15 protein-coding genes are annotated in these 21,754 nt (G+C 69.1%); 10 read left to right on the forward strand and 5 right to left on the reverse strand.

Annotated features, from left to right (window positions below):
* Positions 1-124 precede the first annotated feature (124 nt).
* Entirely contained in the window at positions 125-5,191 is a 5,067-nt protein-coding gene (locus D7V93_RS11755; RefSeq protein ID WP_120643490.1) for a tetratricopeptide repeat protein, read from the forward strand.
* Positions 5,192-5,208: 17 nt separating this feature from the next.
* On the opposite strand, the gene D7V93_RS11760 is transcribed toward D7V93_RS11755, so the two are convergent.
* Positions 5,209-5,946: a competence/damage-inducible protein A gene (locus D7V93_RS11760; protein ID WP_120643491.1), complete on the reverse strand. Its 738-nt coding sequence runs from the start codon at positions 5,944-5,946 to the stop codon at positions 5,209-5,211.
* Positions 5,947-6,218: 272 nt separating this feature from the next.
* Here D7V93_RS11760 and D7V93_RS11765 point away from each other — a divergent pair, with 272 nt between their 5' ends.
* Positions 6,219-7,385: an acyl-CoA dehydrogenase family protein gene (locus D7V93_RS11765; protein WP_208722990.1), complete on the forward strand. Its 1,167-nt coding sequence runs from the start codon at positions 6,219-6,221 to the stop codon at positions 7,383-7,385.
* Here D7V93_RS11765 and D7V93_RS11770 read toward each other — a convergent pair.
* From D7V93_RS11770 to D7V93_RS11785, 4 genes are read right to left on the reverse strand one after another with little or no spacing between them, the layout of a single operon-like run.
* Complete coding sequence (locus D7V93_RS11770) at positions 7,380-8,309, reverse strand: NADPH:quinone oxidoreductase family protein (RefSeq protein ID WP_158623712.1); 930 nt, start codon at positions 8,307-8,309, stop codon at positions 7,380-7,382. The two genes, D7V93_RS11765 and D7V93_RS11770, sit on opposite strands and share 6 nt — an antisense overlap.
* 58 nt (positions 8,310-8,367) lie before the next feature.
* Positions 8,368-9,312 (reverse strand): aldo/keto reductase, encoded by a 945-nt coding sequence (locus tag D7V93_RS11775; RefSeq protein ID WP_158623713.1) that lies wholly within the window; start codon positions 9,310-9,312, stop codon positions 8,368-8,370.
* On the reverse strand, positions 9,309-9,815 hold the full coding sequence (locus D7V93_RS11780) for a YiiD C-terminal domain-containing protein (RefSeq protein ID WP_120643494.1): 507 nt from the start codon (positions 9,813-9,815) through the stop codon (positions 9,309-9,311). Before D7V93_RS11780 ends, D7V93_RS11775 begins: the two co-directional genes overlap by 4 nt.
* Positions 9,812-12,718 carry a beta-ketoacyl [acyl carrier protein] synthase domain-containing protein gene (locus D7V93_RS11785; RefSeq protein WP_120643495.1) on the reverse strand — a complete coding sequence of 969 codons (2,907 nt, stop codon included), beginning with the start codon at positions 12,716-12,718 and terminating at the stop codon, positions 9,812-9,814. Before D7V93_RS11785 ends, D7V93_RS11780 begins: the two co-directional genes overlap by 4 nt.
* Before the next feature lie 125 nt (positions 12,719-12,843).
* On the opposite strand from D7V93_RS11785, the gene D7V93_RS11790 reads away from it, so the two are divergent.
* The 8 genes from D7V93_RS11790 to D7V93_RS11825 form a co-directional block, all read left to right on the forward strand.
* Positions 12,844-13,758, forward strand: coding sequence for a hypothetical protein (locus D7V93_RS11790; protein WP_120643496.1), 915 nt, complete (start codon positions 12,844-12,846; stop codon positions 13,756-13,758).
* An 8-nt stretch (positions 13,759-13,766) separates the two neighbouring features.
* The gene (locus D7V93_RS11795; RefSeq protein WP_120643497.1) at positions 13,767-14,678 is read left to right on the forward strand and encodes an alpha/beta hydrolase; all 912 of its coding nucleotides are present in this window, start codon (positions 13,767-13,769) and stop codon (positions 14,676-14,678) included.
* Positions 14,675-15,904, forward strand: coding sequence for an aminotransferase class I/II-fold pyridoxal phosphate-dependent enzyme (locus D7V93_RS11800; protein WP_208722991.1), 1,230 nt, complete (start codon positions 14,675-14,677; stop codon positions 15,902-15,904). The genes D7V93_RS11795 and D7V93_RS11800 overlap by 4 nt, the downstream gene beginning before the upstream one ends.
* Positions 15,905-15,921: 17 nt before the next feature.
* Positions 15,922-16,851 carry an ornithine cyclodeaminase family protein gene (locus D7V93_RS11805; RefSeq protein ID WP_120643498.1) on the forward strand — a complete coding sequence of 310 codons (930 nt, stop codon included), beginning with the start codon at positions 15,922-15,924 and terminating at the stop codon, positions 16,849-16,851.
* A gap of 15 nt (positions 16,852-16,866) precedes the next feature.
* On the forward strand, positions 16,867-17,832 hold the full coding sequence (locus D7V93_RS11810; RefSeq protein ID WP_120643499.1) for an isopenicillin N synthase family dioxygenase: 966 nt from the start codon (positions 16,867-16,869) through the stop codon (positions 17,830-17,832).
* A gap of 67 nt (positions 17,833-17,899) precedes the next feature.
* Positions 17,900-19,240 (forward strand): hypothetical protein, encoded by a 1,341-nt coding sequence (locus D7V93_RS11815; RefSeq protein WP_147451141.1) that lies wholly within the window; start codon positions 17,900-17,902, stop codon positions 19,238-19,240.
* A 35-nt stretch (positions 19,241-19,275) separates the two neighbouring features.
* A complete protein-coding gene (locus D7V93_RS11820) occupies positions 19,276-20,457 on the forward strand; it encodes an ATP-grasp domain-containing protein (RefSeq protein ID WP_120643501.1) in 1,182 nt (393 codons plus the stop codon).
* A gap of 143 nt (positions 20,458-20,600) precedes the next feature.
* The coding region (locus D7V93_RS11825) for an AMP-binding protein (protein ID WP_208722992.1) at positions 20,601-21,754 on the forward strand (1,154 nt) is incomplete at its 3' end.

Consider the following 21,754-nt stretch of genomic DNA (forward strand, 5'->3'; position numbering starts at 1 on the left):
GTCTGGCCGCCTGCCCGCCACTCAAATCACCAGGAAAGACGGGAAGTTGAGGGGCCGGCCGAGCGCGTGGTACGAACTCCCGTTCAGTTCCCCTCGACAACTTCTGTGTCTGGAGCCGGCTTCCATGAGCGAGCGCAATGACGTCACGCGGCCTTCGTCCTCCGCCCCGGTGCCTCCCCCCGGCGCTCCCGACCCGGCAGGTGCCTCGCAGGCCCTCGCGCAGAACGTGACCTCTCTCCCCGCTCCCCAGGCCAGCGCCGAGGACGATGCCCGCGAGCGCATCGCTTCCATGGAGCGCGAGGCCAAGGCGCTCGCCACCACCGAGCCCCAGACGGCCGCCCTCCTCTTCCACGAGGTGGGCCTGCTCTGGGAAGAGCCGCTCAAGAACCCTCGCAACGCCGCCGTCGCGTTCCAGAACGCCTACAAGCTGGCGCCGCGCTTCCTCGCCAACATCCGCGCCGCCCGTCGCCTCTTCGCCGACGTGGGCAACTGGCAGATGGTCGTCCAGCTCATCGACGCGGAGCTCATCGCCTCCGAGGACCCGCGCCAGCAGGCCTCCCTCCTCTTCGAGAAGGGCTCCATCCTCGAGGAGCGCCTGTCCCGCGACAACGACGCCGCGGACGCCCTGCGCCAGGCCCTGGACCGCAAGCCCACCGACCTCACCCTCCTCACCCAGCTCGAGTCCGTCTACGCCTCGCGCAACGACGTCGGCGCCCTGGTGGAGATCTACCAGCTGCTCGCCGCCGCGGTCGTCCCGCCCGGCCTGCGCGCCCACTACCTCACCGCCGCGGGCATGCTCCTGGAGGAGCGCCTCAAGAACAAGGACGCCGCCGCCGTCTGCTTCCGCGAGGCGTTCGCGCTGGATCGCTCCGACCCGCTGCTCCAGGCCGCCGTCAAGCGCATCGCCGAGCGCGAGGGCCGCACCGACGAGCTGCTCGCCGCCCTCCTCGCCGAGGCCGAGGGCCAGGGCTCCCAGGCCGCTCCCGCCTACCTCCACATCGCCAAGGTCCATGATCGCCTGGGCCGCAAGGACGACGCCCTGTCCGCGCTGCTCGCCGCGCGCCGCGTGAGCCCGCATGAGCCGCTCGTCCTCTCCGCGCTCGCCGGCATCTACGAGACGCAAGGCCGCTTCGAGGAGCTGGCCGACGTGCTGCTCGCGTGGGTGGGCTCCATCAACGACGAGAGCGAGCTCGTCGCCATCAACCTGCGCCTCGCCGCGCTGTACGAGGACGACCTCAAGCGCGACCAGGAGGCCGCCGCGCGCTACCAGGCCATCCTCGCGCGCATCCCCAGCCACGCCGCCGCGCTCGCGGGCCTGGGCAAGCTGTCCTACCGGATGCAGAACTGGGAAGGCCTCGTCGTCGTCTTCGACGCGGAGGTCACCGCCGCCGAGGACGCCAAGGGCAAGGCCGCGCGCATGTACAAGGCGGCCGAGATCCTGGAAGAGCGCCTGGGCCGCCCCGAGGACGCCATCGCGCGCTACAACGCGTGCCTCCAGCTCCAGCCGGGCTACCTCCCCGCGCAGAAGGCCCTCACCCGCCTCTACGAGCGCCAGGGTCGCTTCGCGGAGCTGGTGGGGATGTTCGAGCAGGACCTGCTCCAGACCAACGACCGCGACCAGCTCATCACCACCCTCAACAAGATGGCGGTCATCTACGAGGACCGCCTGGGGGACCTGGACCACGCCATCGAGTGCATGAAGCGCATCCTCGATCTCGCGTCGGACCACCTGCCCACGCTGCGCAACCTGGCCCGCCTCTACGAGCGCGCCGGACGCCACCGCGAGCTGCTGGAGACCAACGACCTGGAGGCGTCGTTCGCCGGCGACACCAAGCAGGTGCTGTCGCTGCTGCACCGCAACGCCGAGATTCTGGATGAGCACCTGAAGGACCGCGTGGGTGCCATCAGCGCCTACGAGCGCGTGCTCGCGCTGTCGCCCTCGTACCTGCCCGCGCTCAAGGCCCTGGGCCGGCTGTACGCGCAGGACGGACGCTGGGAGAAGCTCATCGACATGTACCGGGCGGAGTCGGAGATCTCCTCCTCCACCGACCAGGCCGCCGCGCTCATCTACAAGATTGGCGAGCTGTACGAGCACCGCCTCAAGCAGGAGAACGAGGCGCTGGCGTCGTACCAGGAGGCGCTGATGCTGGCGCCCAGCTACTTCCCGGCGCTGCGCGCGCTCGCCCGCATCCACCGGTCCCACGGTGCGTGGGAGCCCCTGGTGGAGGTGCTGCGCGCGGACGCCGCCAACCGCACCGACCCGCTGGAGCGCGCCAACGCGCTGTACCAGGCCGCCGCCATCTGGGAGGACCAGCTCGCCCGTCCGGAGCTGGCCATCGACGGCTATCAGGAGGTGCTGCGCTTGACGCCGGGCCACGCCGCCACGCTGCGCGCGCTGGAGCGCCTGTACGTCGCGCAGGACAACGTGAAGGAGCTGGTCGCCATCCTCGACCGCGAGACGCAGGTGGGCCAGACGCCGTCCGCGAAGGTCACGGCGTACCTGAAGCTCGCGCGGCTGTACCTGGACCGCTTCCAGGAGCCGTCGCGCGCGGCGCAGTGCTGCGAGTCCGTGCTGGCCCTGGAGCCGGGCAACTTCTCCGCCCTCACCCTGCTGGAGCGCATCCGCGTGTCGGACCGCCCGCGCCGCGCCGAGCTTCGCTCCCGCATCGCCGACCGCGTGACGGATCCGCGCCTGTCCAGCGCCCTGCGCCTGCTGGCCGCGGCGGATCAGGAGAAGGGCCCGCCCACCGAGCGCACCCTGGACGTGTACCAGCGCGCCTTCGACGAGGACCCCAGCGACGCGCGCCTCGCCTTCAGCCTGGAGCGCGTGCTGCGCCAGACGGGCGACACCGCGGGCCTGTCGCGCATGTACGGCATGCGGCTGGCGGTGACGACCGACGCCACCGAGGCGCTGGAATTGCTCCTGCGCGCGGCGGAGCTGGCCGAAGCGAAGAGCGCCGACCTGGAGCAGGCCGCCGCCCTCTACCAGCAGGCGCTGGAGCTCCAGTCGCAGTGCCTCCCCGCGCTCCAGGGCGCGCGCCGCGTGGCCCTGCGCCGCTCCGATTTCGCCACCGCCCGCACCATGCTGGAGACCGAAGCCAGGGCGAGCCGCGACCCCAAGGGCGCCATCGAGTGCTTCGTCGCCGCCGCGAAGCTCGCGGTCCACAAGTTGAATGATCCGGACGGCGGCGCGGCCCTGTACCGGCAGGCCCTGGAGCGCGACCCGCTGCACCCGGGCGCGGCCACCGGCCTGGAGGAGTTGCTCGCGCAGCGCGGCGGTTCCTCCGACCTCGCGGCCCTGCACGAGCGGCGCGCGGAGGCGCGGCTGGCACAGCGTGATGCGGAAGCAGCGGCGGCGGCCTACGTCACCGCGGCCCGGCTGCACAACGTGGCGCTGGGCGACCGTGCCCGCGCGCTCGCGGTGCTGGAGAAGGCCCTCGCGGCCCGGCCCGGCTTCCCGGACGCGCTGGAGACGCGTGGCCTGCTGTTGCTCGAAGCGCAGCAGTACGCGGAGGCGGCGGTGATGCTCAGCCAGCGCGTGCAGCAGGGCGGCGACCCTCGCGTGCTCGCGCAGCACCACCTGACGCTGGGCTCGCTCTACCAGACGCACCTCCACGACCCGAACCGCGCGGCCGCGCACCTGCAGACGGCGCTGGCCACCCTGCCCCGTCACCCGGAGGCGCTGGAGCGGCTGGCCACGGTGTACGCGCAGGGCCGCAACTTCGGCGGCGCGGTGGACTGCCTGCGCAAGCTGCTGGATCAGGACCTGCCCAACGACGCGCGGGCGCGCTTCACGGTGGAGCTGGCGCGCATCCACGACGAAGGCCTGGGTGACGCGGCCTCCGCGACGGCGCTGTACCGCAAGGCGCTGGAGCTGACGCCGGGCGAGCCCGCGCTGGTGGACCGGCTGGTGGCCCTCTACGAGCGGGCCCGCAACCTGCCGGAGCTGGCGCAGATGCTGGACGCGCAGGCGGCCGCCACGGCGTCCTCGGACGTCAAGCGCGCCGCGTCCCTGCGCATGCGCGTGGCGAGCCTCTACGCGGGCCCCCTGTCGGAGCCCGCCCGCGCGACCGCCATCTACCGCCAGATCGTCGAACAGGATGCGCAGAACAGCCAGGCCCGCGCCGCGCTGGCGGAGCTGTACGGCCGCGACACCAACAGCTACCCGCTGGCCATCGAGGAGCACCGGCAGCTCCTGCGCCAGGACCCCACGCGCGTGGACAGCCTGCACGCCCTCTTCAAGCTGTGGGACGCCCAGAAGCAGCATGACAAGGCCTTCGCCGTGTCGGCGGTGCTGACGTTCATGCGCGCCACCAACGAGGTGGAGCAGTCCTACTACTCGGAGGGCCGCGCGAAGCAGCCGCAGGAGCCGCGCGAGGCGCTGACCCCGTCGGACGTGGACACCGTGCTGCTGCACCCCGCCGCCCGGGGGGCGATGACGGAGCTGCTGCGCGCGATTGGCGACCAGCTCAGCAAGGTGTACCCGCCGCAGTTCGAGATGCTCGGGGTCAACCCGAAGACGGACAAGCTCAAGCCGGACTCGGCCGTGTTCAAGGCCGTGCGCGCGGTGGCGCAGACCTTCGGCGTGGAGGAGTTCGAGGTCTACCTCGCCCGCCGCGGGTTGATGCAGCAGGAGACGACGGAGCCCCTGGCGCTCTGCGTGGGCCAGGACGTGGTGCGCCGCTTCAATGCCCGGGAGCAGAAGTTCCTCATCGGCAAGGCGGTACTGGGCCTGCTCAACAAGACGGCCGTGCTCGCCAAGCTGTCCCAGGGCGAGACGGCGGACCTGTTCGGCAATGCCATCCGCATCCACGTGGCGCAGTTCAACGGCCTGGGCCGGCGCAACGACGACGTGAGCAAGCAGCTCAAGAAGGCCTTCTCACGCAAGGCGCTCAAGGCGATGGAGGGCCCCGTGCAGACGCTGGCCGAGCAGCCGAAGCTCGACGTGGTGCCGGTGGTGGACGCGCTCGGCTTCTCCGCCGACCGCGCGGGCCTGCTGGTGTGCGGGGATCCGTCCGTGGCCCTCACCATGCTGCTGCGCGAGGATCCGAACATCGCCGCCAACCGTCAGGAGGGCACCGAGCCCGTCCTCCAGGCGGTGCGCGAGCGCGCCGACCTGCGCGCGCTGCTCTCCTGGCTGCTCACCGACGACTTCTTCCGCCTGCGTCAGCGGATGGGCCTGTCGCTGTAGCCGTCGCCCTTCGGAAGCTACTCCCGGCGGACCAGCGTGTCCGTCGGGAGCGCGACCAGGAGCCGGCCCACGGCCTCATCCACGTGGGCGCGCTCCGGGGCCTCGACCGTCACCTTCACGCGGTAGTCCAGGCTCGGGTCGAACACCGGATACGAGCCGATGGCCACGTGGGGCATGTCCAGCGCCACGCGGTCCAGCACCGCGGCCAGGGCGCTCTCGCCCTGGTTGAAGTACAGGTTGACCAGGTGCACCGGCGTGCCGCTCAGCCGCGCCAGCACCGTCTCCAATTGCAACCGGAAGAGCTGCGGGACGCCCGGTAGCAGGTACATGTCGTCCACGGTCAGCACCGGGAACCACATCCCCGGTTGGGCCAGCAGCACCGCACCCTCCGGCGCGTCCGCCAGCCGCAGGCCCTCCGGCGTCACCGGGTTGTCGCCCGCGCGGGCCTGGATCGCGGAGACCATCTCCGGAAGGCGCACCACGGAGCGGCCCAGCGCGAGCGCCACCGCGCGCACCGTGACGTCGTCGTGGGTGGGCCCGATGCCACCGCTGGTGAAGACGTAGCGGGCCCGTCGCCGGGCGCGCGCCACCGCGTCCACGATGGCGTCCACGTCGTCCAGGATGGTCTCCACCGAGCGCAGCGGGATGCCCACCTCCCGCAGGCGCTGGATGAGGTGGGGTCCGTTCTCGTCCTTCACCTTCGCGGTGAGGACTTCGTTGCCGATGATGATCGCCGCCGCGCCGGTGCGCTCCATGGAGCGGCGGACTCTACTCCATCGGGGCCGTGGGGATGGAAGCGCAGAAGCCCTGCTTTCGTGACCCGATGCGTAGGCCACACACCATTGCGCCATGGGAGCGCTTGACGAAATCCCGGGACGCGCCCCTTCAGGCCCCGCCCCGGTGAATAGTCTTTCAGCACATCCAGGCCATTCCCTCTCAGGTTGCACGGACGCGGGGGACCCGCCAGTCGCTCCCATCCCACAGTGCAATCCATGAAGATGACGCGGTTTTGAAGGAGAGCCATCCCATGGATTCCATGAACGCCCCAGACGACACCCGGGAGGCGATCCGGTCGTCCGTGCGCGCCATCTGCGCCCGGTTCCCTCCGACGTACTGGCGGACCCTCGACTCGCAGCGCGAATACCCGCATGCGTTCGTCGATGCCCTGACGGAAGCCGGGCTGCTCGCCGCGCTCATCCCCACGGAGTATGGCGGGGCGGGGCTCGGGTTGCTGGAGGCAGCGACCGTCCTGGGTGAGATCAACCACTTTGGCGGCAACGCCTCCGCCTGCCATGCCCAGATGTATGTGATGAGCGTGTTGTTGCGCCATGGCTCGGCGGAGCAGAAGAACCGCTTCCTCCCGGACATCGCCGCTGGACGCCTCCGTCTCCAGGCGTTCGCCGTCACGGAACCGAACTCGGGCTCGGACACCACCGCCATCGAGACGACCGCGGTGCGCTCCGGGGACCGGTACGTCGTGAACGGCCAGAAGATCTTCATCTCGCGGGTCCTCCAGTCCGACCTGATGCTCCTCCTGGCGCGGACGACGCCCCGCGCGGCGGTCCAGAAGAAGACGGATGGGATCAGCCTGTTCCTGATCGATCTCCGGAAGACGAAGGGGCTCGAAGTCCGGCCGATCCGCACCATGCTCAACCATGCGACGAACGCCCTCTTCTTCGAGGACGTCGAAGTGCCCGCCGATCAGCTCATTGGCGAAGAGGGCAAGGGGTTCTCCTACGTCCTGGACGGGATGAACGCGGAGCGGGTGCTCGTCGCGGCGGAGGCGATTGGCGACGGGCGGTGGTTCATCGAGAAGGCCGTGGCCTACGCCAAGGAGCGCGTCGTCTTCGGCAAGCCCATTGGCGCCAACCAGGGTGTGCAGTTTCCCATCGCGAAGGCCCATACGGCGATCACGGCTGCCTCGATGCTGACCGAGAACGCCGCGAGGCTCTTCGATGCCCGCCAGTCCTGTGCCGCAGAGGCGAACATGGCGAAGTACCTGGCCGCGGAAGCCGCCTGGGAGGCCGCCAACGTCTGCATGGATACCTTCGGGGGCTACGGCTTCGCCGAGGAGTACGACGTGGAGCGCAAGTTCCGGGAGGTGCGGCTGTACATCAACGCACCGGTCAGCCGGAACATGGCCCTGTCGTACATCGGTCAGCACCTGCTCGGGCTGCCCCGGTCCTTCTCATAGGCCGCCGTCGCGGACGCAGACCACGAGCTTGCCGATGGCGCGCCGCTCCTCCAGGGCGCGCAGGCCCTCGGAGGTCCTGCTCAGCGGCAACCGCTCGGTGATGCGCGGGGAGACCTTGCCCTGCGCGTACCAGTCGAACAACTGCTCCATCGTCTCCCGCAGGGCGGCCGGCTCGCGGTAGCGGAAGTAGCGCAGCGAGGAGCCGAGGACCGCGCGGTGCTTCACGAGGAGCCGGTGGGCCGGAATCTGGGGCACCTGGCCCGCCGCGAACCCGACGAGCACGTACCGTCCCCCCCAGCCGAGGGTCGAGAGCGCTGGGTCGAAGAGCGGGCCTCCCACGGGATCGAAACAGACGTCCACGCCTGACGGCCCCGCCGCGGCCTGGACCTGCTCCTTCCAGTCCTCGTCGCGGTGGCTGATGACGTGGCCCGCGCCGGCTTCACGCACGGTGGCGAGCTTGTCCGTCGTCCCCGCGACCGCGATGACGGTGGCACCCAGCGCCTTGCCCAACTGCACGGCCGCGAGGCCCACGCCCCCGCTGGCCCCGAGGACGAGCAGCGTCTGGGAGGGCAGCAAGCGGGCGACCCGCTGCAGCGCCAGCGCGGTGCTCACATACGCGCTGGTCAAGGCCGCCGCGACCTCGAACGAGACGCCGGCCGGAAGCAGGAAGGTTTCGCGTGGCGCGGCCACGGCCTGCTCGGCGTAGCCCCCATGCCACAGGATTGCCACGACCCGGTCCCCGGGCTGGAAGCCGGAGCCTTCGGGAGCGCTTGAAATCGTGCCTGCCGCCTCTAGTCCCGGGACGAAGGGCAGCGACGGTCGGGTCTGGTAGGTGCCGCCAATCATGAGGAGGTCGGCGAAGTTCACGCTGCACGCGTGCACGTCGATCTTCAGCTCGCCTTCTCCCGGAACGGGTTCCGGCACGTCCTCAAGGGTCAGCTCCCCGGGTCCACCCCAGGTCCGGCAAACGATTGCTCGCACGTTATTCGCCTGGGGAAGAGAGGGTTCGCCACAGTTCGCCGTTCACGGGCAGGTTCAATGCCTGCGTCACGAGCTGCTCCAGTTGCTCGGGGCTGCGCGCGCCGACGAGGACCGACGTCACGAACGGGCAGTGCAGCAGCCACCAGGTTGCAAGCCCCGCTGGTGAAAGCGAGTGGGCAGCGGCCTCGGTCTTCAACTGTTCGACACGCAAGGCATTCGCCGGGCTCCAGGCCTTCGCATAGAGGTCCCGCCGCTGCCCGATGCGGGTGTCCTCCGGAATGGAGCCCGAAAGGCTGTACTTGCCGCTCAGCAGGCCGCCCGCCAGCGGTGAGTAGGGGGTGTATTGAAGCCCCAGCTTCACGCAGGCCTCCAACACGCCGTTGTGCTCGTCGTCGCGTTCGAGCAGGTTGAAGCGGTTCTGGACCCAGCCGAAACCCGGGCTGCCACTGGCAGCGGAGCTCCAGAGATCGTTCGCTGTCACGTTCGACAGGCCGAACTGACGAACCTTCCCAAGCTTGACGAGGGCCTGGAAGGTCGCGAGCACTTCGTCCCACGGGGTGGCGGGATCAGGCACGTGCGACAGGTAGAGATCGAGCGTGTCGACGCGAAGACGGGCCAGCGTTCGATCCACCTCCTCGAAGACATGCTTCCGGCCGAGGCCGCCGCGGATCCCGACCTTGGATGAGAGGAGGACCCTGTCCCGCATCGCCGGGCCCCGCGACGCCAGCCAGGAGCCGATGAAGGACTCGCTGGCACCGTCCGCGTAGGTGCCCGCCGTGTCGATGAGACTGATCCCCAGCGCCACGGCCCGATCCAGGAGCGCATGCGCTTCGGCTTCGGTCTCTCCCCTGCCCACCAGCTTCCGTGAGCTTCCAATGCCCCCGAAGTTCGCCGCGCCAAGCGCGAACACGGAAACCTCAAGACCGCCGAGCCTGCGGTAGATCACGCCCGCCACTCCTCGGGGAAGGGCAACCGCAAGTCGCCCTCTCCAGCGCCCGCCGAAGCCGGCACCCCGAGCAGCGTGTAGTGCGCCGTGTAGGTCGCGGCGGGCTCCCCGTCATCGATGACGACATGTGACGTGGCCGAGAGCCGCTCCTTGCCTCCGCGCCGCAGGGCCTCGACCTCCAGGACGGGCAACGAGTCGCACCGCGCCCGGTAATCACCCGTGATGGGACGGTGGAGGGCGAACTCGCAGCGCCGCAGGAGGATCTGCACGGCGAGCCTCTCCGACCACGCCTTCCGCACGAGCAGCAGCCAGGGAGCGAGCCCGGCGGCGGTGAAGACCCCCGGGCCGAAAGCCGTGCCCCGGTGATTGATTGAGGGGCCGAGCGGCGCCGCGAGAACGATTCGCTGGGGCTCGAACTCCACGAAGGAAATCCCAAGGAACTTCGTCATCGGGATCTGCTCGTGGAGCCCCTGTGCGAGCGAGGCCAGGACCTCTGAACTCACGGGCTGACCTCCAGGGCATCCGAGCCCGCTTCGATCACGACGTGATAGTGCGTCCCGCCGGCCCCCGCCGCGTTGACGCCCGCGAACCGCGCGTCCTTCAGGTCCTGGGGCTCGGTGACGACGCGGAGGTTCTCCTGCGTGCCGACGAGCGGATGCCTCACACCCACCGTCGCAGGGGCCTTCTTCGTGCTCAGCATGAAGAGGGCCTTCATCAGACTCGCGGCGCCCGCCGCGGCCCCGGTGTGCCCGATGTTGGGCATGACGCCTCCAATGGGGAGCGGCCTGGCTCGCGCGGCGGCCAGCGTGCGTCCGAGCGCGGTGGTCTCCGCGACGTCACTGCCGGGGTGTCCGCTGCCGAAGCATTCGACGAACGCGAGGTCGTCCGCCGACACGTCACACCGGGAATAGGCGCGTCGGATGGCCAGGCTCATCGCGGTCTCGGAGACGAGGCCACGGTCTGGAAGCGGTGCGAAGGCGCTGCCAATGGAACGGATGATCCCGTGGATCCGCTCGCCGCGTGCCTTCGCGTCCGACAATCGCCGCAGCAGGCACACCGTGGCGCCCTCCCCGGGCAGATACCCGTCGGAGGAGGCGTCGAGCGCGGTCGGGGTGTCTCGCCGTGACAGGTGCCCCATCGCGCACTCGTCGGAATAGCGCGTGAACCCGAGGCGCATGTCCGCCGTCGCCCAGAATGCCGCGTCCACCTCCCGGGCCGCGAGACGGCCACACGCGACTTCGAGCCCCCCGATGGAAGACGCGGCGGCTCCGGCTTCGATGGCGCAGGTGGGCCCGGTCAGGTCGAAGGCACGGGCGATCCGCGCCGCCATGAAGCTGGGTGACAGGTTGAACAGGCTGCCCGCCCACAGCTCGGGCAGGTCGCCCGACAGTCGCTTCATCGCCGCACGCAGCGTGCGAGACACCCCCTTGGGGTCCCTGCCCGTCCCCCGCAACGCGCGCAGGAGCTGCTCCTCGAGCTCCGGCAGCCGCGCGGCCGCGACCTGGCGCAGCCCGTATTCGCTGCAGTGCTCAGCGGACACGACCACCGAGACGTTGCTTCCCGGCGCGATGGGCACCTTCGACGCCGCGCTCCGCGCCAGGTCCACGAGCAGGTAATGGAGGGGGTCGTAGCGCAGGATGTCGGAAGGCCGCTCCGCGTACTGGCTGGCGTTGCCGGTGAAGCGCTCCGCGTCCAGATCGAGTGGAGCCCCATGGTCGGAGTACAGCTCGCCGCGCGCGGACTGTGACAACCCCTGGTCGAGCGAGAGTCGCCGGAAGGACCGCCGCCCCTGGAGAAGGTTTCGCCACAGCGTGGAGAGGTCAGGAGCGCCAGCGAACGCGCCAGCCAGGCCCACGATGGCGATGGGCTCGTCACTCCTCGCGGGGCCTCGGGGCTGGCTTCGCAGCAGGGTCTTGACCCGTGCTGGCGAGGGCCGGTCCTCCACCACCGCATGGTAGTTCTGACCGCCGCTTGCGATGGCGCTGACGCCTCCGATGCGTGGCGTGTCGCCGGCCGGCCAGGGACGGTCGGTCTTGTCGAGTTCGATGAGCCCACCCGGTTCGATCAGCGCTCCGTCCTTGTCGTCACGCAGCGGGTCCGGGATGCGCCCGGCCTCGAACATGGAGAGGAGCGCCACGAGGTTCGCCAGCCCCGACGCCTCCTTGGCGTGGCCGACGTTCCCCTTGATCGACAGCACGGGCACGGGGGACCGCGGCTGCCCGGCCTCCCCATGCAGCTTCAAGGCGCGATTGAAGACCTTCGTCTCCACGGCATCGCCTGCCCGCGTGCCCGTGCCGTGCGAGAGCAGCACTCCCAGCTCGGAGGGAGAGACACCGGCCTGCTCGATTGCACGCTGGATCGCGACTTCGTGCCCGCGCGGGTTCGGGACGAGCATGTACCCTTCGGTCGCACCGTCGTTACCGCCGCCGACTCCTCGAATCACGCCATGGACCGGAAGGCCCTCCTTCTGGGCCCGCTCCAGGGTCGTGAGCACCAGCATGACCACGCCATCGGAGATGACCGTGCCCGTGCCCTTCCTGGCGAAGGGGAAGCAGCCCTCCGCCGATAGCAGGCGCGCGTTCGAGTAGAGGACTTGATTGACGGTGTCGACGTACGACAGCGCGCCGGCGAGCGCCCACGGCGCCCCCTTCGCGAGCTCCCGGGCCGCGAGTTCCACCGCGACGAGCCCCCCGGTGCAGTTGCCATCGACGATCAGCGCCTTCTCCGTGGTGCCCAGGTTCTCCGCGATGCCACTGGCAAGCCGGTGGATCGCACGCTCGCGCGGGTCGGCGACGAAGCGGGGACCGAACGCGTCCCGCAGCTCGCGGCGAACCTGCTCCGCGACGTTCGACAGCTCCTGCGGGGTGAACTCGCTCGGATGCGCGCCGTGCACGAGGTAGGGCTGGAGCCGACCTGCCAGGGCGAGGACCGCGGCGTCATAGAGCCCGTGGCCGCCACCGCGTGAGTGCGCGAGGAAGACCGGAACGGGCTGCCCGCTGAGCGAGCCAGGAGACAGCCTCGCCGACGCGAGGGCCCGGTGGACCGCGTCCAGCACCCAGCGCTGCGCGAGCCCGGATCGACCCGCCAGGTCTTCTGGGCGTTCACCCTCTTCGATGACGCCGCCCAGCGCCGTGTACAGCTTCGCCGCCCCCACGGACGCAGCGGGATCCACGTACGTCGCAGGGGCAATGCGGTCCGCGGGCCAGACGCCATACGTCGTCTTCCCTCGCTGAAGAACATCCGCCAGCTCGTCAAGTGAGCTGGCGCCAGGCAGCGCAAAGGCAAAGCCAGTGATCGCGATCGGGGGGGCGCGAACCCAAGGTGATTGCAGCATTGCCAATGATCGTAGGGATCCGCCCTGGCAATAGCCATGACCAGACGAGTGGAGCAAACCTCCGACAATCATTCGCACGCAAGGGGTTGCGCGCGACGGACTCCGCGGACCACCTGAGGGAGTCGTTCCCCGCGCCGACAATCAAATGTATATCTTTTTTCGCCAGTCATTCCTCCCCCTCTGATCCTGGACAGCCCATGAACAAGATCGATCCGAGCCGCATCAAGGACTCGCTCATTGACGTCTCGACCTTTCCGGCCGAGCTGAGCAAAGGCGACTCCGTTCCCCCGAACCGCGCGCTGGTGGATGCCATCATCGAGGCTGTCGAGAAGAAGAACGGCTTCGCGGTGGTCCATGGTGCGAACAAGCTGCTCGCCGCGCGTCAGCTGGACATCCACACCGACGCCGGGGCCGAGCTGGCCCGCAACTACCTGGAAGGCGTCTTCCGCGCCGCCGCGCCGCGCTTCGACCTGGTGCGGTACAGCCCGGTGGACGTTGCCTACGACCGCGTCGTCAAGATGGACGTCGACGGGTACAACAAGAACAAGAGCTTCACGCCGAACAGCGACCACACCGAGAGCCGCGAGTTCGTGACGACGAAGTGCATCCACTTCGACGCGGCGACGCCGTTCATCGCCAACCTCTACGGCCCCAACCAGAACATCAGTGGCGGGCTGCCGATGATCTGTGACACGCGCCGGTTCTGCCAGGACAAGGGCATCGACCCGAAGTCGCTCATCGAGAACATCCCCAACAACTACAACGTCGCGCTCAAGCAGGAGTTCTACGACGAGGTCCTGAACGACTACTCGTTCGCGCTGAAGCTCGACCTCGAGAACGACGTCATCATGATCGTCCTGCACAACGAGGTGGTGGGCGGGGTGGCCCACGCGGCGACCCAGCCCATGCGGCCCGACGCCAACCGGGAAGCCCGCCGGCCCATCCGCCATGTCGAGTTCCAGGTGCCGGGCGCGGACGATCTCAAGCGCTGGTACGACTTCTACGGACTCACGCTGTCCAAGGCGGACGACCACAAGGAGGACCTGGCCGTCTCGCGCTACCTCCGGGGCGAACTCAACACGTTCCCGCACGTCATCGACGTCCTGGCCTGAGGCGCGACATGACGACACGCACGAACGCCGCGCGGAATGCCGCGGAGATGAAGGAGCTGCTCGCGTACCTCGACGCCCGGCCCTGGCCGGACGACTTCAAGGACGCGCGGGTGCACTATGACGCGCTCGGGACGCCCCTCGCGCCCGACATCAAGGCCGAGCCGCTCAGCATCGATGGGGTCGGAGCCCAGGTGCTCACCCCTCCGGACTGCGATGCGGACCGGGCCCTCCTCTACCTGCATGGCGGAGGGTTCGTCTTCGGCTCGCTGAAGAGCCACGCCGGCATGGTCGGCGAGGTGGCCCGGGCCGCGCGTTGCCGCGTGCTTCAGCTCGATTACCGCCGGGCCCCCGAACACCCCTACCCGGCCGCGGTCGAGGATGCCGTCGCCGCGTACCAGTGGCTGCTGCGCCGGGGATTCGCACCCGGACGCATCGCCATCGTGGGTGATTCGGCGGGCGGCGGACTGGTGCTTGCGATGCTGGTCGCGGCCCAGGCACAGGGCCTCCCGCTCGCGGGGGCAGCGGTGAGCATCTCTCCGCTGGTCGACATGGAGCCCACCGGGGAGAGCTACCGGACGCGCGAGCACATCGACCCGCTCGTGCAGCGCAAGGTGGTGGACCAGGTCATCCGGCTGTACCTCAACGGGAAGAACCTCCGGCATCCGACCGCGGCACCCATCCACGCGGACCTCACCGGCTTCCCGCCGCTGCTCATCCAGGTGGGCGAGCGGGAGATCCTCTTCAGCGACTCCGAGGCGCTCGCGAAAAAGGCGCAGGCCTCCGGCGTGGACGTCACGTTGGAGGAGTGGCCCGACATGGTGCACGTCTGGCACCTGCACCACCCGCGGCTTTCCAGCGGACGTGAAGCCATTGCCCGGATTGGACAGTTCGTGATCGAAAAGACAGGAGCCCGCCCGTGACGACCCGCACCGACCCGATCATGGGTCCGCATGCGCACCGCAACAACCAGAAGATGGTCCCGGCGAGCGAGAGCGCCTGGCGTGTGGCCCAGGACTCGAACATGCTCGGCATCCGTGTCGAGTTCAACGGCAGCCAGAACCGGCTGCGCGAGGTCGACACCGGGCACGAGTTCGTCAACCTGTGCTCGTGCTCCTACCTGGGGTTGAACAGCCATCCGGACGTCATCCAGGGAGGCATCGACGCGCTCCGGAGCGAAGGCGTCACCGGGCTGTCGATGGCCGAGTTCCGCATCCGGCTGGGATTGATGGAGGAGCTCGAGCTGCAGCTCGCCGACCTGTTCGGCGGGCCGGTGCTCCCCGCGGTCACGTCCAGCGCGCTCACGGCGGCGATCCTGCCGATGCTCGGCTCGGGCCACCTGACCGACAGCGAGCCGTTGGTGATGGTGTTCGACAAGTTCGCGCACTTCTCCATGGCGTTCGTGAAGCCCATCGTCGCGGACGAGACGCTGGTGCTGAACAGCCCGCACAACGACATGAACTACCTGGAGGACGTCTGCCGCAAGTACCCGCGCGTGGCGTACGTGTGCGACGGCGTCTACTCCGTGGGCGGGGTGACGAACCTCGAAGCGCTGCGGACGCTGCAGGAGAAGTACGGGCTGTTCCTGTACATCGATGACTCCCACTCGCTCTCGACGCAGGGCAAGCACGGCGAGGGGTACATCCGCTCGCGGCTTCCGTCGCTGAATGACAGGACGCTGATCATCGCTTCCACCGCCAAGGCGTTCGGCAGCACGGGCGGCATCGCGATGCTCGGCTCGCGCAAGCACTACGACTTCCTCTACCGGACGGGCCCGATGGGGTGGTCGCAGAGCCTGCGCACGGCCGCGATCGGCACCTCGCTGGGAAGCATCAAGGTGCACCGCAGCCCCGAGCTGGGGAAGCGCCAGGAGCAGCTCCGGAAGAACATCGCGCTGTTCGATGAGCACATCCAGACGGCGCAGCGGGGCGACGGGCTCCACATCAAGGTCGTGGAGGTCGGCGAGCAGGACAAGGCCGTCAAGCTCTCGCGCGAGCTGTACCGGCGGGGCTTCTACTGCTCGGCGGTCTTCTTCCCCATCGTCCCCGTCGGCCGCGCCGGCATCCGACTCATGCTGCGCGGCGACCTGCCCACGGAGACGGTCCAGTCGTTCATCGACAACCTGAAGGAAGTCCTCGCGACGCTGTAGGCGAGAGAGGCCGCGCGATGACCACGTTCTACTCACACAGCGTCGTCACCGCGCGCGGCAACCTTCCGCGGCTCGTGCGTGAGCTCGAGGTGGCGCTCGAAGAGGGCCTGCATGAGCGCATGCAGGTCCCCCTGCGCGAGGTGGTGTCCTCGGAGCAGCCCCGCGCCGCGTTCCTGTCGATGCCGGCGGTGTCGAAGCACTTCGGCCTCTACATCAACAAGGTGGCGACGATCTTCGAGCGGTCCGCCACCGACCCGCTGCCCACGGTGAACGCCGTGGTCACCGCGTTCTCGACCCGCACGGGCGAGCTGCTCGCGATGCTCGACGGCGCGGCGGTGACGAACCTCAAGTGTGCCGCGGTGTCGGCGCTGGTGACGGACCGCTGCGCGCGCACGGATGCCCGGGTGCTGGCGATCGCCGGGACGGGCGTGCAGGCGCGGCAGCAGGCGGTGTCCGTCTGCGCGGTCCGTCCCATCCAGGAGGTGAGGCTCTGGGCCAGGAACGCATCCCGGTGCGCCGCCTTCGCATCGGAGCTGCGCGCTTCCCTGGGCCAGGACGTGCGCGTCATCACCTGCGAGTCCCTGGATGTGGCGGTCCGGAACGCGGATGTCATCGGCACCGCGACGTCATCGAAGGCGCCACTGGGCCGCTTCGCGGACCTTTCCCCCACCGTGCACATCAACTGCATGGGCGGGCACACGACGGAAACGAGAGAAGTGCCGCTCGAGCTGCTGCGCACGTCGACGCTCATCGTGGAGGACCTGGCGACCGCCGTGGCCGAGGCGGGGCCGGTCCATGCCAGCGCCCTCTCCCTGGGGCAGCTCGTCCGAACGGGGCGCGAGTCGCTGCGGGCGGGCCGCACCGTCTTCAGCTCGACGGGCCACGCGTTCCTCGACGTCATCACGACCGCGCACCTGCTGCGCGAACTCGAACCACACCGGGATTGAAGGAGGAGAAGAGAGATGACCGAGCTACCCCGAATCGATTTGACGTCCGCGACGCCGGGCTCCGAGGCGGAGCGCCGGGTGGCGTTCCAGATTGACCGTGCGTGCAAGGAGGTGGGCTTCTTCACCCTGAGCGGGCATGGCATCACCCCCTCCACCTTCGAGGACGCCTATGCGACCTCGCGAGCCTTCTTCGGCCTGCCGTTCGAGGTGAAGAACCGGTGCAGGCTCCAGTCCGGCTTCACCATGGCCGCGGACGACTACACGCCCTACGGCTACAGCGGCATGCTGGAGGAGAATGCCTTTGCGTACACGGGCAAGAAGGGACTCCCCAGCGACTACGTGGAGAAGTTCAGCGTGGGCCGGCGCATCGACGACGATGGCGCCGCCCTGCCCTTCAGCCAGGACCTGACGGGCCGGCAGCTCCGCGCGGCGCTGAAGGCGTACTTCCGGGAGTGCGAGGCGTTGACGGCCCGGCTCACCGAGCTGTTCAGCATCGCCCTGGATCTGCCCCGGGACTTCTTCGCGAAGAAGACCTCCGCGTCCAATGACTCGCTCCGCTCCCTGCTCTACCCGCAGCGCAGCAGCGAGCTGGTCAATGACCAGGGCATGGGCGAGCACACGGACGGGACCCTGTTGACGATGCTCGCGCAGACCGGGCCCGGCATCCAGGTCAAGGACCGGAGCGGGACCTGGATCACGCCCAGGCTGGCCGCGCGTGAGCACCTCATCGTCAACATCGGCGACCTGATGGCCCGGTGGTCCAACGACGAATATGTCTCCACGCCCCATCGCGTGGTGCTCTCCGGCGATGAGCGACAGTCCGTCGCGTTCTTCAAGCTCGCCAACGACGACGCGTTGATCGAGTGCTTCCCCAAGTTCTGCAAGGACACGCCGGCGAAGTACGAGCCCGTCGTCTACAAGGCCTTCTCCCTGCAGAAGATGAACGCGCTCTTCGGTGTTGGCGAGGCCGGACGTTCTTGAGGCATGCGTAACGCGTGATGTACCCTGATCACCTCCCCTAACACCCTTTGCGCAGTCACGTCCGCCCATGATCGGTGCATTCAACGAAGAGTTCATCGCCGCCCTCGAAGAGGGGCGGGACGCGACCAGGGAAGCCGTGGCGCACGCGAACGCCGACGCCTTGATGAGAGGGCTTGGCTCGCCGATGTACGAGAAGCGCCAGTTCGCGCATCCCCTCCTGTTCGACGAGGCGGAGTTCGTCGAGCTGGGACGCGCGTGCAGCGCCCTGCTCTCCGCGCAGCTGAAGATCATCCAGCACCTGTTCGCGACCCGCTCGAAGGAGAGCGTGCTCGACCTGTTCCGGATGCCGAGGCGGCTGGCCGCGTTCATCAACTGGGACAACCTGAAGCACGGTGACGCGACGGTGGGCCGGATGGACATCGTCCCGACGCGCGACGGGTACTTCTTCTGCGAGTTCAACATCTTCCCCGGCGTGGGCGGGGGCGAGGCGTACGAGGGGGCGAACACATACATCGAGGAGCTGGGCTATCCCCAGGCCGCGCTGACGGGCAGCGCGCTCCGGGACCTCGCCGGGCTGTACACCGCGGAGTGCAGGAAGCGGGACCTGCGCCGGGTCGTGATCCTCGACTCCACCGCGCACGGGCAGATGGGATACCCGCGCCAGGAGCTCCTGAAGCGCTACCTCGAGGCGGCGAACCCGGGCCTGGCCGTCGATTTGCTCGACGAGGCGCGCTATCCCAAGGCATGGCTGAGCCGTGGCGAAGGCGAGAAGACCCTCGTGCACCGCATGTTCACGCACGAGGAGGTCACCGACGACTTCGCGTTCGTGGAGAAGCTGTGGGCCAGCGGCGCGGTGCTGACCAACGGCTTCGAACCGGAGCTGCGGATGAGCAAGCGGTTCCTCGCGCTGCTGTGGGAGCCGGGCTACCAGGCCCTGTTCAGCGCGGAGGAGGTCGCCGCGATCCGGAAGTACCTTCCGCACGCCTTCTCGTTGTCGGAGGACACCCTCGCGTCCGCGCTGCGGGACAAGGCCGAGCTCGTCTTCAAGTGGGACGGCGGCGCCTCCTATGGCGGGAGCGGCGTGTTGATGGGGGTGGACTGGCCCGCGGACGTGCTCGAGCAGAAGCTGCGCGAGTCGGGCCTCGACCGTTGGATCTGCCAGCGTGGCGTCGAAGCGGAGACCGTCGCGTTGCGCTCGGTCGAGGACGCGACGCCGGTGGAGTACAGGCTGGTGCTTGGTCTGTATTCCTATGGCGGCAAGCCCAACGGGTTCCTGGTGAGAGGGAGCCGCACCTCCAAGGTGGTGAACATCTCCAGCGGAGGCAAGCTGGGGTGGGCCTTCGTCGTCCCCGAGGCAGGACGCCGTGACTTCATCCGTCACGCGCGGAGCCAGCGCGCCTCACCGTGAAGTCTCCAGCAGGATCACCAGGGAGCCCGTCAACCATGGCGTCAGACATCATCCTCCTGGGCGCGAGGCCCTTCATCTGTGAGCGGGCGTGGCAGTTGGGGGCCAGGCCCTTCGTCATCCAGCACCCGGAGCGCTCGGAGGACGCGGTCAACCGGCAGTCGGACCGGGTGCTCCTCATGAGCTACGAGGACCCGGCCCTCATCCCGATGCTGAAGGCCGCGCACGCGCTTACCCCATTCGTGAGCGCGGTCAGCATCGCCGAGGAAGCGCTGATCCCCTGCGCGAGGATCAACCAGGCGCTGGGGCTGCCGGGCACCCCGCTGGACCTGGTGGAGAAGACGCGCGACAAGCCGGCGATGCGGCGCGTGCTGGACGCGGGCGGCTTCTCGCCCGTGCAGTGGGCCGCGGTGAAGACGCCCGCGGATGTCGCGGCGTTCGCCGAGCAGCGGGGCTACCCGTTCATCCTGAAGCCCGTGGATGGCGTGGGCAGCATCGACGTGCGGCTGGTCCGCTCCGCGCGCGACCTGGAGGGCGTGCTCAACGGCAAGTCGTCGTGGATCGCCGAGGAGTATCTGGACGGCCCCGAGTACTCCGTGGAGTGCTTCTCATTCTCCGGGCGCCACATCATCCTCGGCATCAACGAGGAGACGAAGAACTCGGACCCCATCGGCAGCGAGTTCCTGGAGGTGGCCCACCAGGTTCCGGCGCCGATGAACCCGGACCGCGACCGCGAGGTGCGGGCGTTCATCCGCGGCTTCCTGGACGTGCTGGGCATCAAGGAGGGCCCCTCGCACACGGAGCTGAAGTTCACCTCGCGCGGTCCACGCATCGTGGAAACCCATACACGGCTCGGCGGGGATCGGCTGTGGGACCTGGTGCGGCTGACGACCGGGTATGACCTGCTGGACATGACGCTCCAGTGGGCCATGGGGACGCTGAAGCCCCTGGAGGCCGACCCCGTTCCCCGGGGCGGCGCGGCCATCCAGTACTTCACCCCTCCGCCCGGCAAGCTCAAGCGCCTGCATGGCATGCACGCGCTGAGGCGGATCCCGGGCGTGGTCGACATCTCGCTCGTGGTTGATGTGGGAACGACCATCCGTCCGGCCATGAAGTCCGAGGACCGCGCGGGCTACGTGCTGGCCTACGCCGAGACGGTCCAGCAGGCGCAGGCAATCTGCCGGGAAGTCACCCAGCGGCTCGTGTTCGAGACCGCCTGATCAGGCCTCGCGCACGGAGTGGTTGAGGCGGACCCGCCACGTTGGACGGGCGCGTCCGTCTCCCCTCCTCGCGAAGGTGGAAGTCAGACCCATGAGACATGGTCCGGGCCGCTCAAGCCTTTTGCTTGTTAAGGGACCTGTTCATGGATTCAGTGGGGAACGGCGAGAACCTGTTCAGCTCGACCACCAATCTGGTCGATCTGCTCTGTCTGCGCGCTGAACGGCAGGGGACGTCGAGGCTCTACCGGTTCCTGGAGACGGGTGACGTCGACGGCCCCATCGAGGAGTGGAGCTTCGCGGACCTAGATACGCGGGCCCGGGCACTGGGAGCGCTCTTGCAGGCGCAGGGCGCGGCCGGGGAGCGAGCGCTGCTGCTGTATCCACCGGGTCTGGAGTTCGTCGCCGGGTTCATGGGGTGCCTGTACGCGGGCGCCATCGCGGTGCCGTGCTACCCGCCGGATCCCTCGCGCCTGGACCGGACGCTCCCGCGCCTGCGCTCCATCGCGCAGGACTGTGGTGCGCGCTTCGTGCTCACGACGGGCGGCATCCTGGAGATGTCGGAGTTCCTCACGCCCCAGGCGCCGGAGCTGGGCGCGCTCCAGTGGGTGGCCACGGACGCGGTGCCGACCTTCCTCGCAACGGAGTGGAAGCGGCCCGCGTTGACGCCGGAGTCGCTGGCGTTCCTCCAGTACACGTCCGGGTCCACGGGCAACCCGAAGGGCGTGAAGGTGAGCCACGCCAACATCCTGCACAACGAGGCGCTCATCACCCGCGCCTTCGGGCTGGAGGCGTCGCGCTCCCACGGCGTCGGCTGGTTGCCGATGTTCCATGACATGGGCCTCATCGGAAAGGTGCTCCAGCCGCTCGCCCTGGGCTTCGAGTGCACGCTGATGTCTCCCATTGCGTTCCTTCAGCGCCCACTGCGCTGGCTGGAGGCCATCTCGCACTTCCGGGGCACGAGCAGCGGCGGGCCCAACTTCGCGTTCGAGCTGTGCGTGCGCAAGGCGAAGGACGCGGACCTGTCGCGTCTGGATTTGAGCAGCTGGGACCTGGCCTTCAACGGCGCGGAGCCCGTGCGCCACGAGACGATGGAGCGCTTCGCGCGGGTGTTCGGGCCGCATGGCTTCCGGCGTGAGGCCTTCTACCCGTGCTACGGGCTGGCGGAGACGACGCTCCTCGTCACCGGCGGCACGAAGGGCGCGCCCTACGTGCACGGGCACTACGACGCGGCCTCCCTGGAGCGCGGCGCGGCGGTGCCCACCGGCGAGGGGCCCACGGCTCGGGGGCTGGTGTCGTC

Origin of the sequence: Corallococcus llansteffanensis, from assembly GCF_003612055.1 — a bacterium.
GTDB classification, from domain to species: domain Bacteria; phylum Myxococcota; class Myxococcia; order Myxococcales; family Myxococcaceae; genus Corallococcus; species Corallococcus llansteffanensis.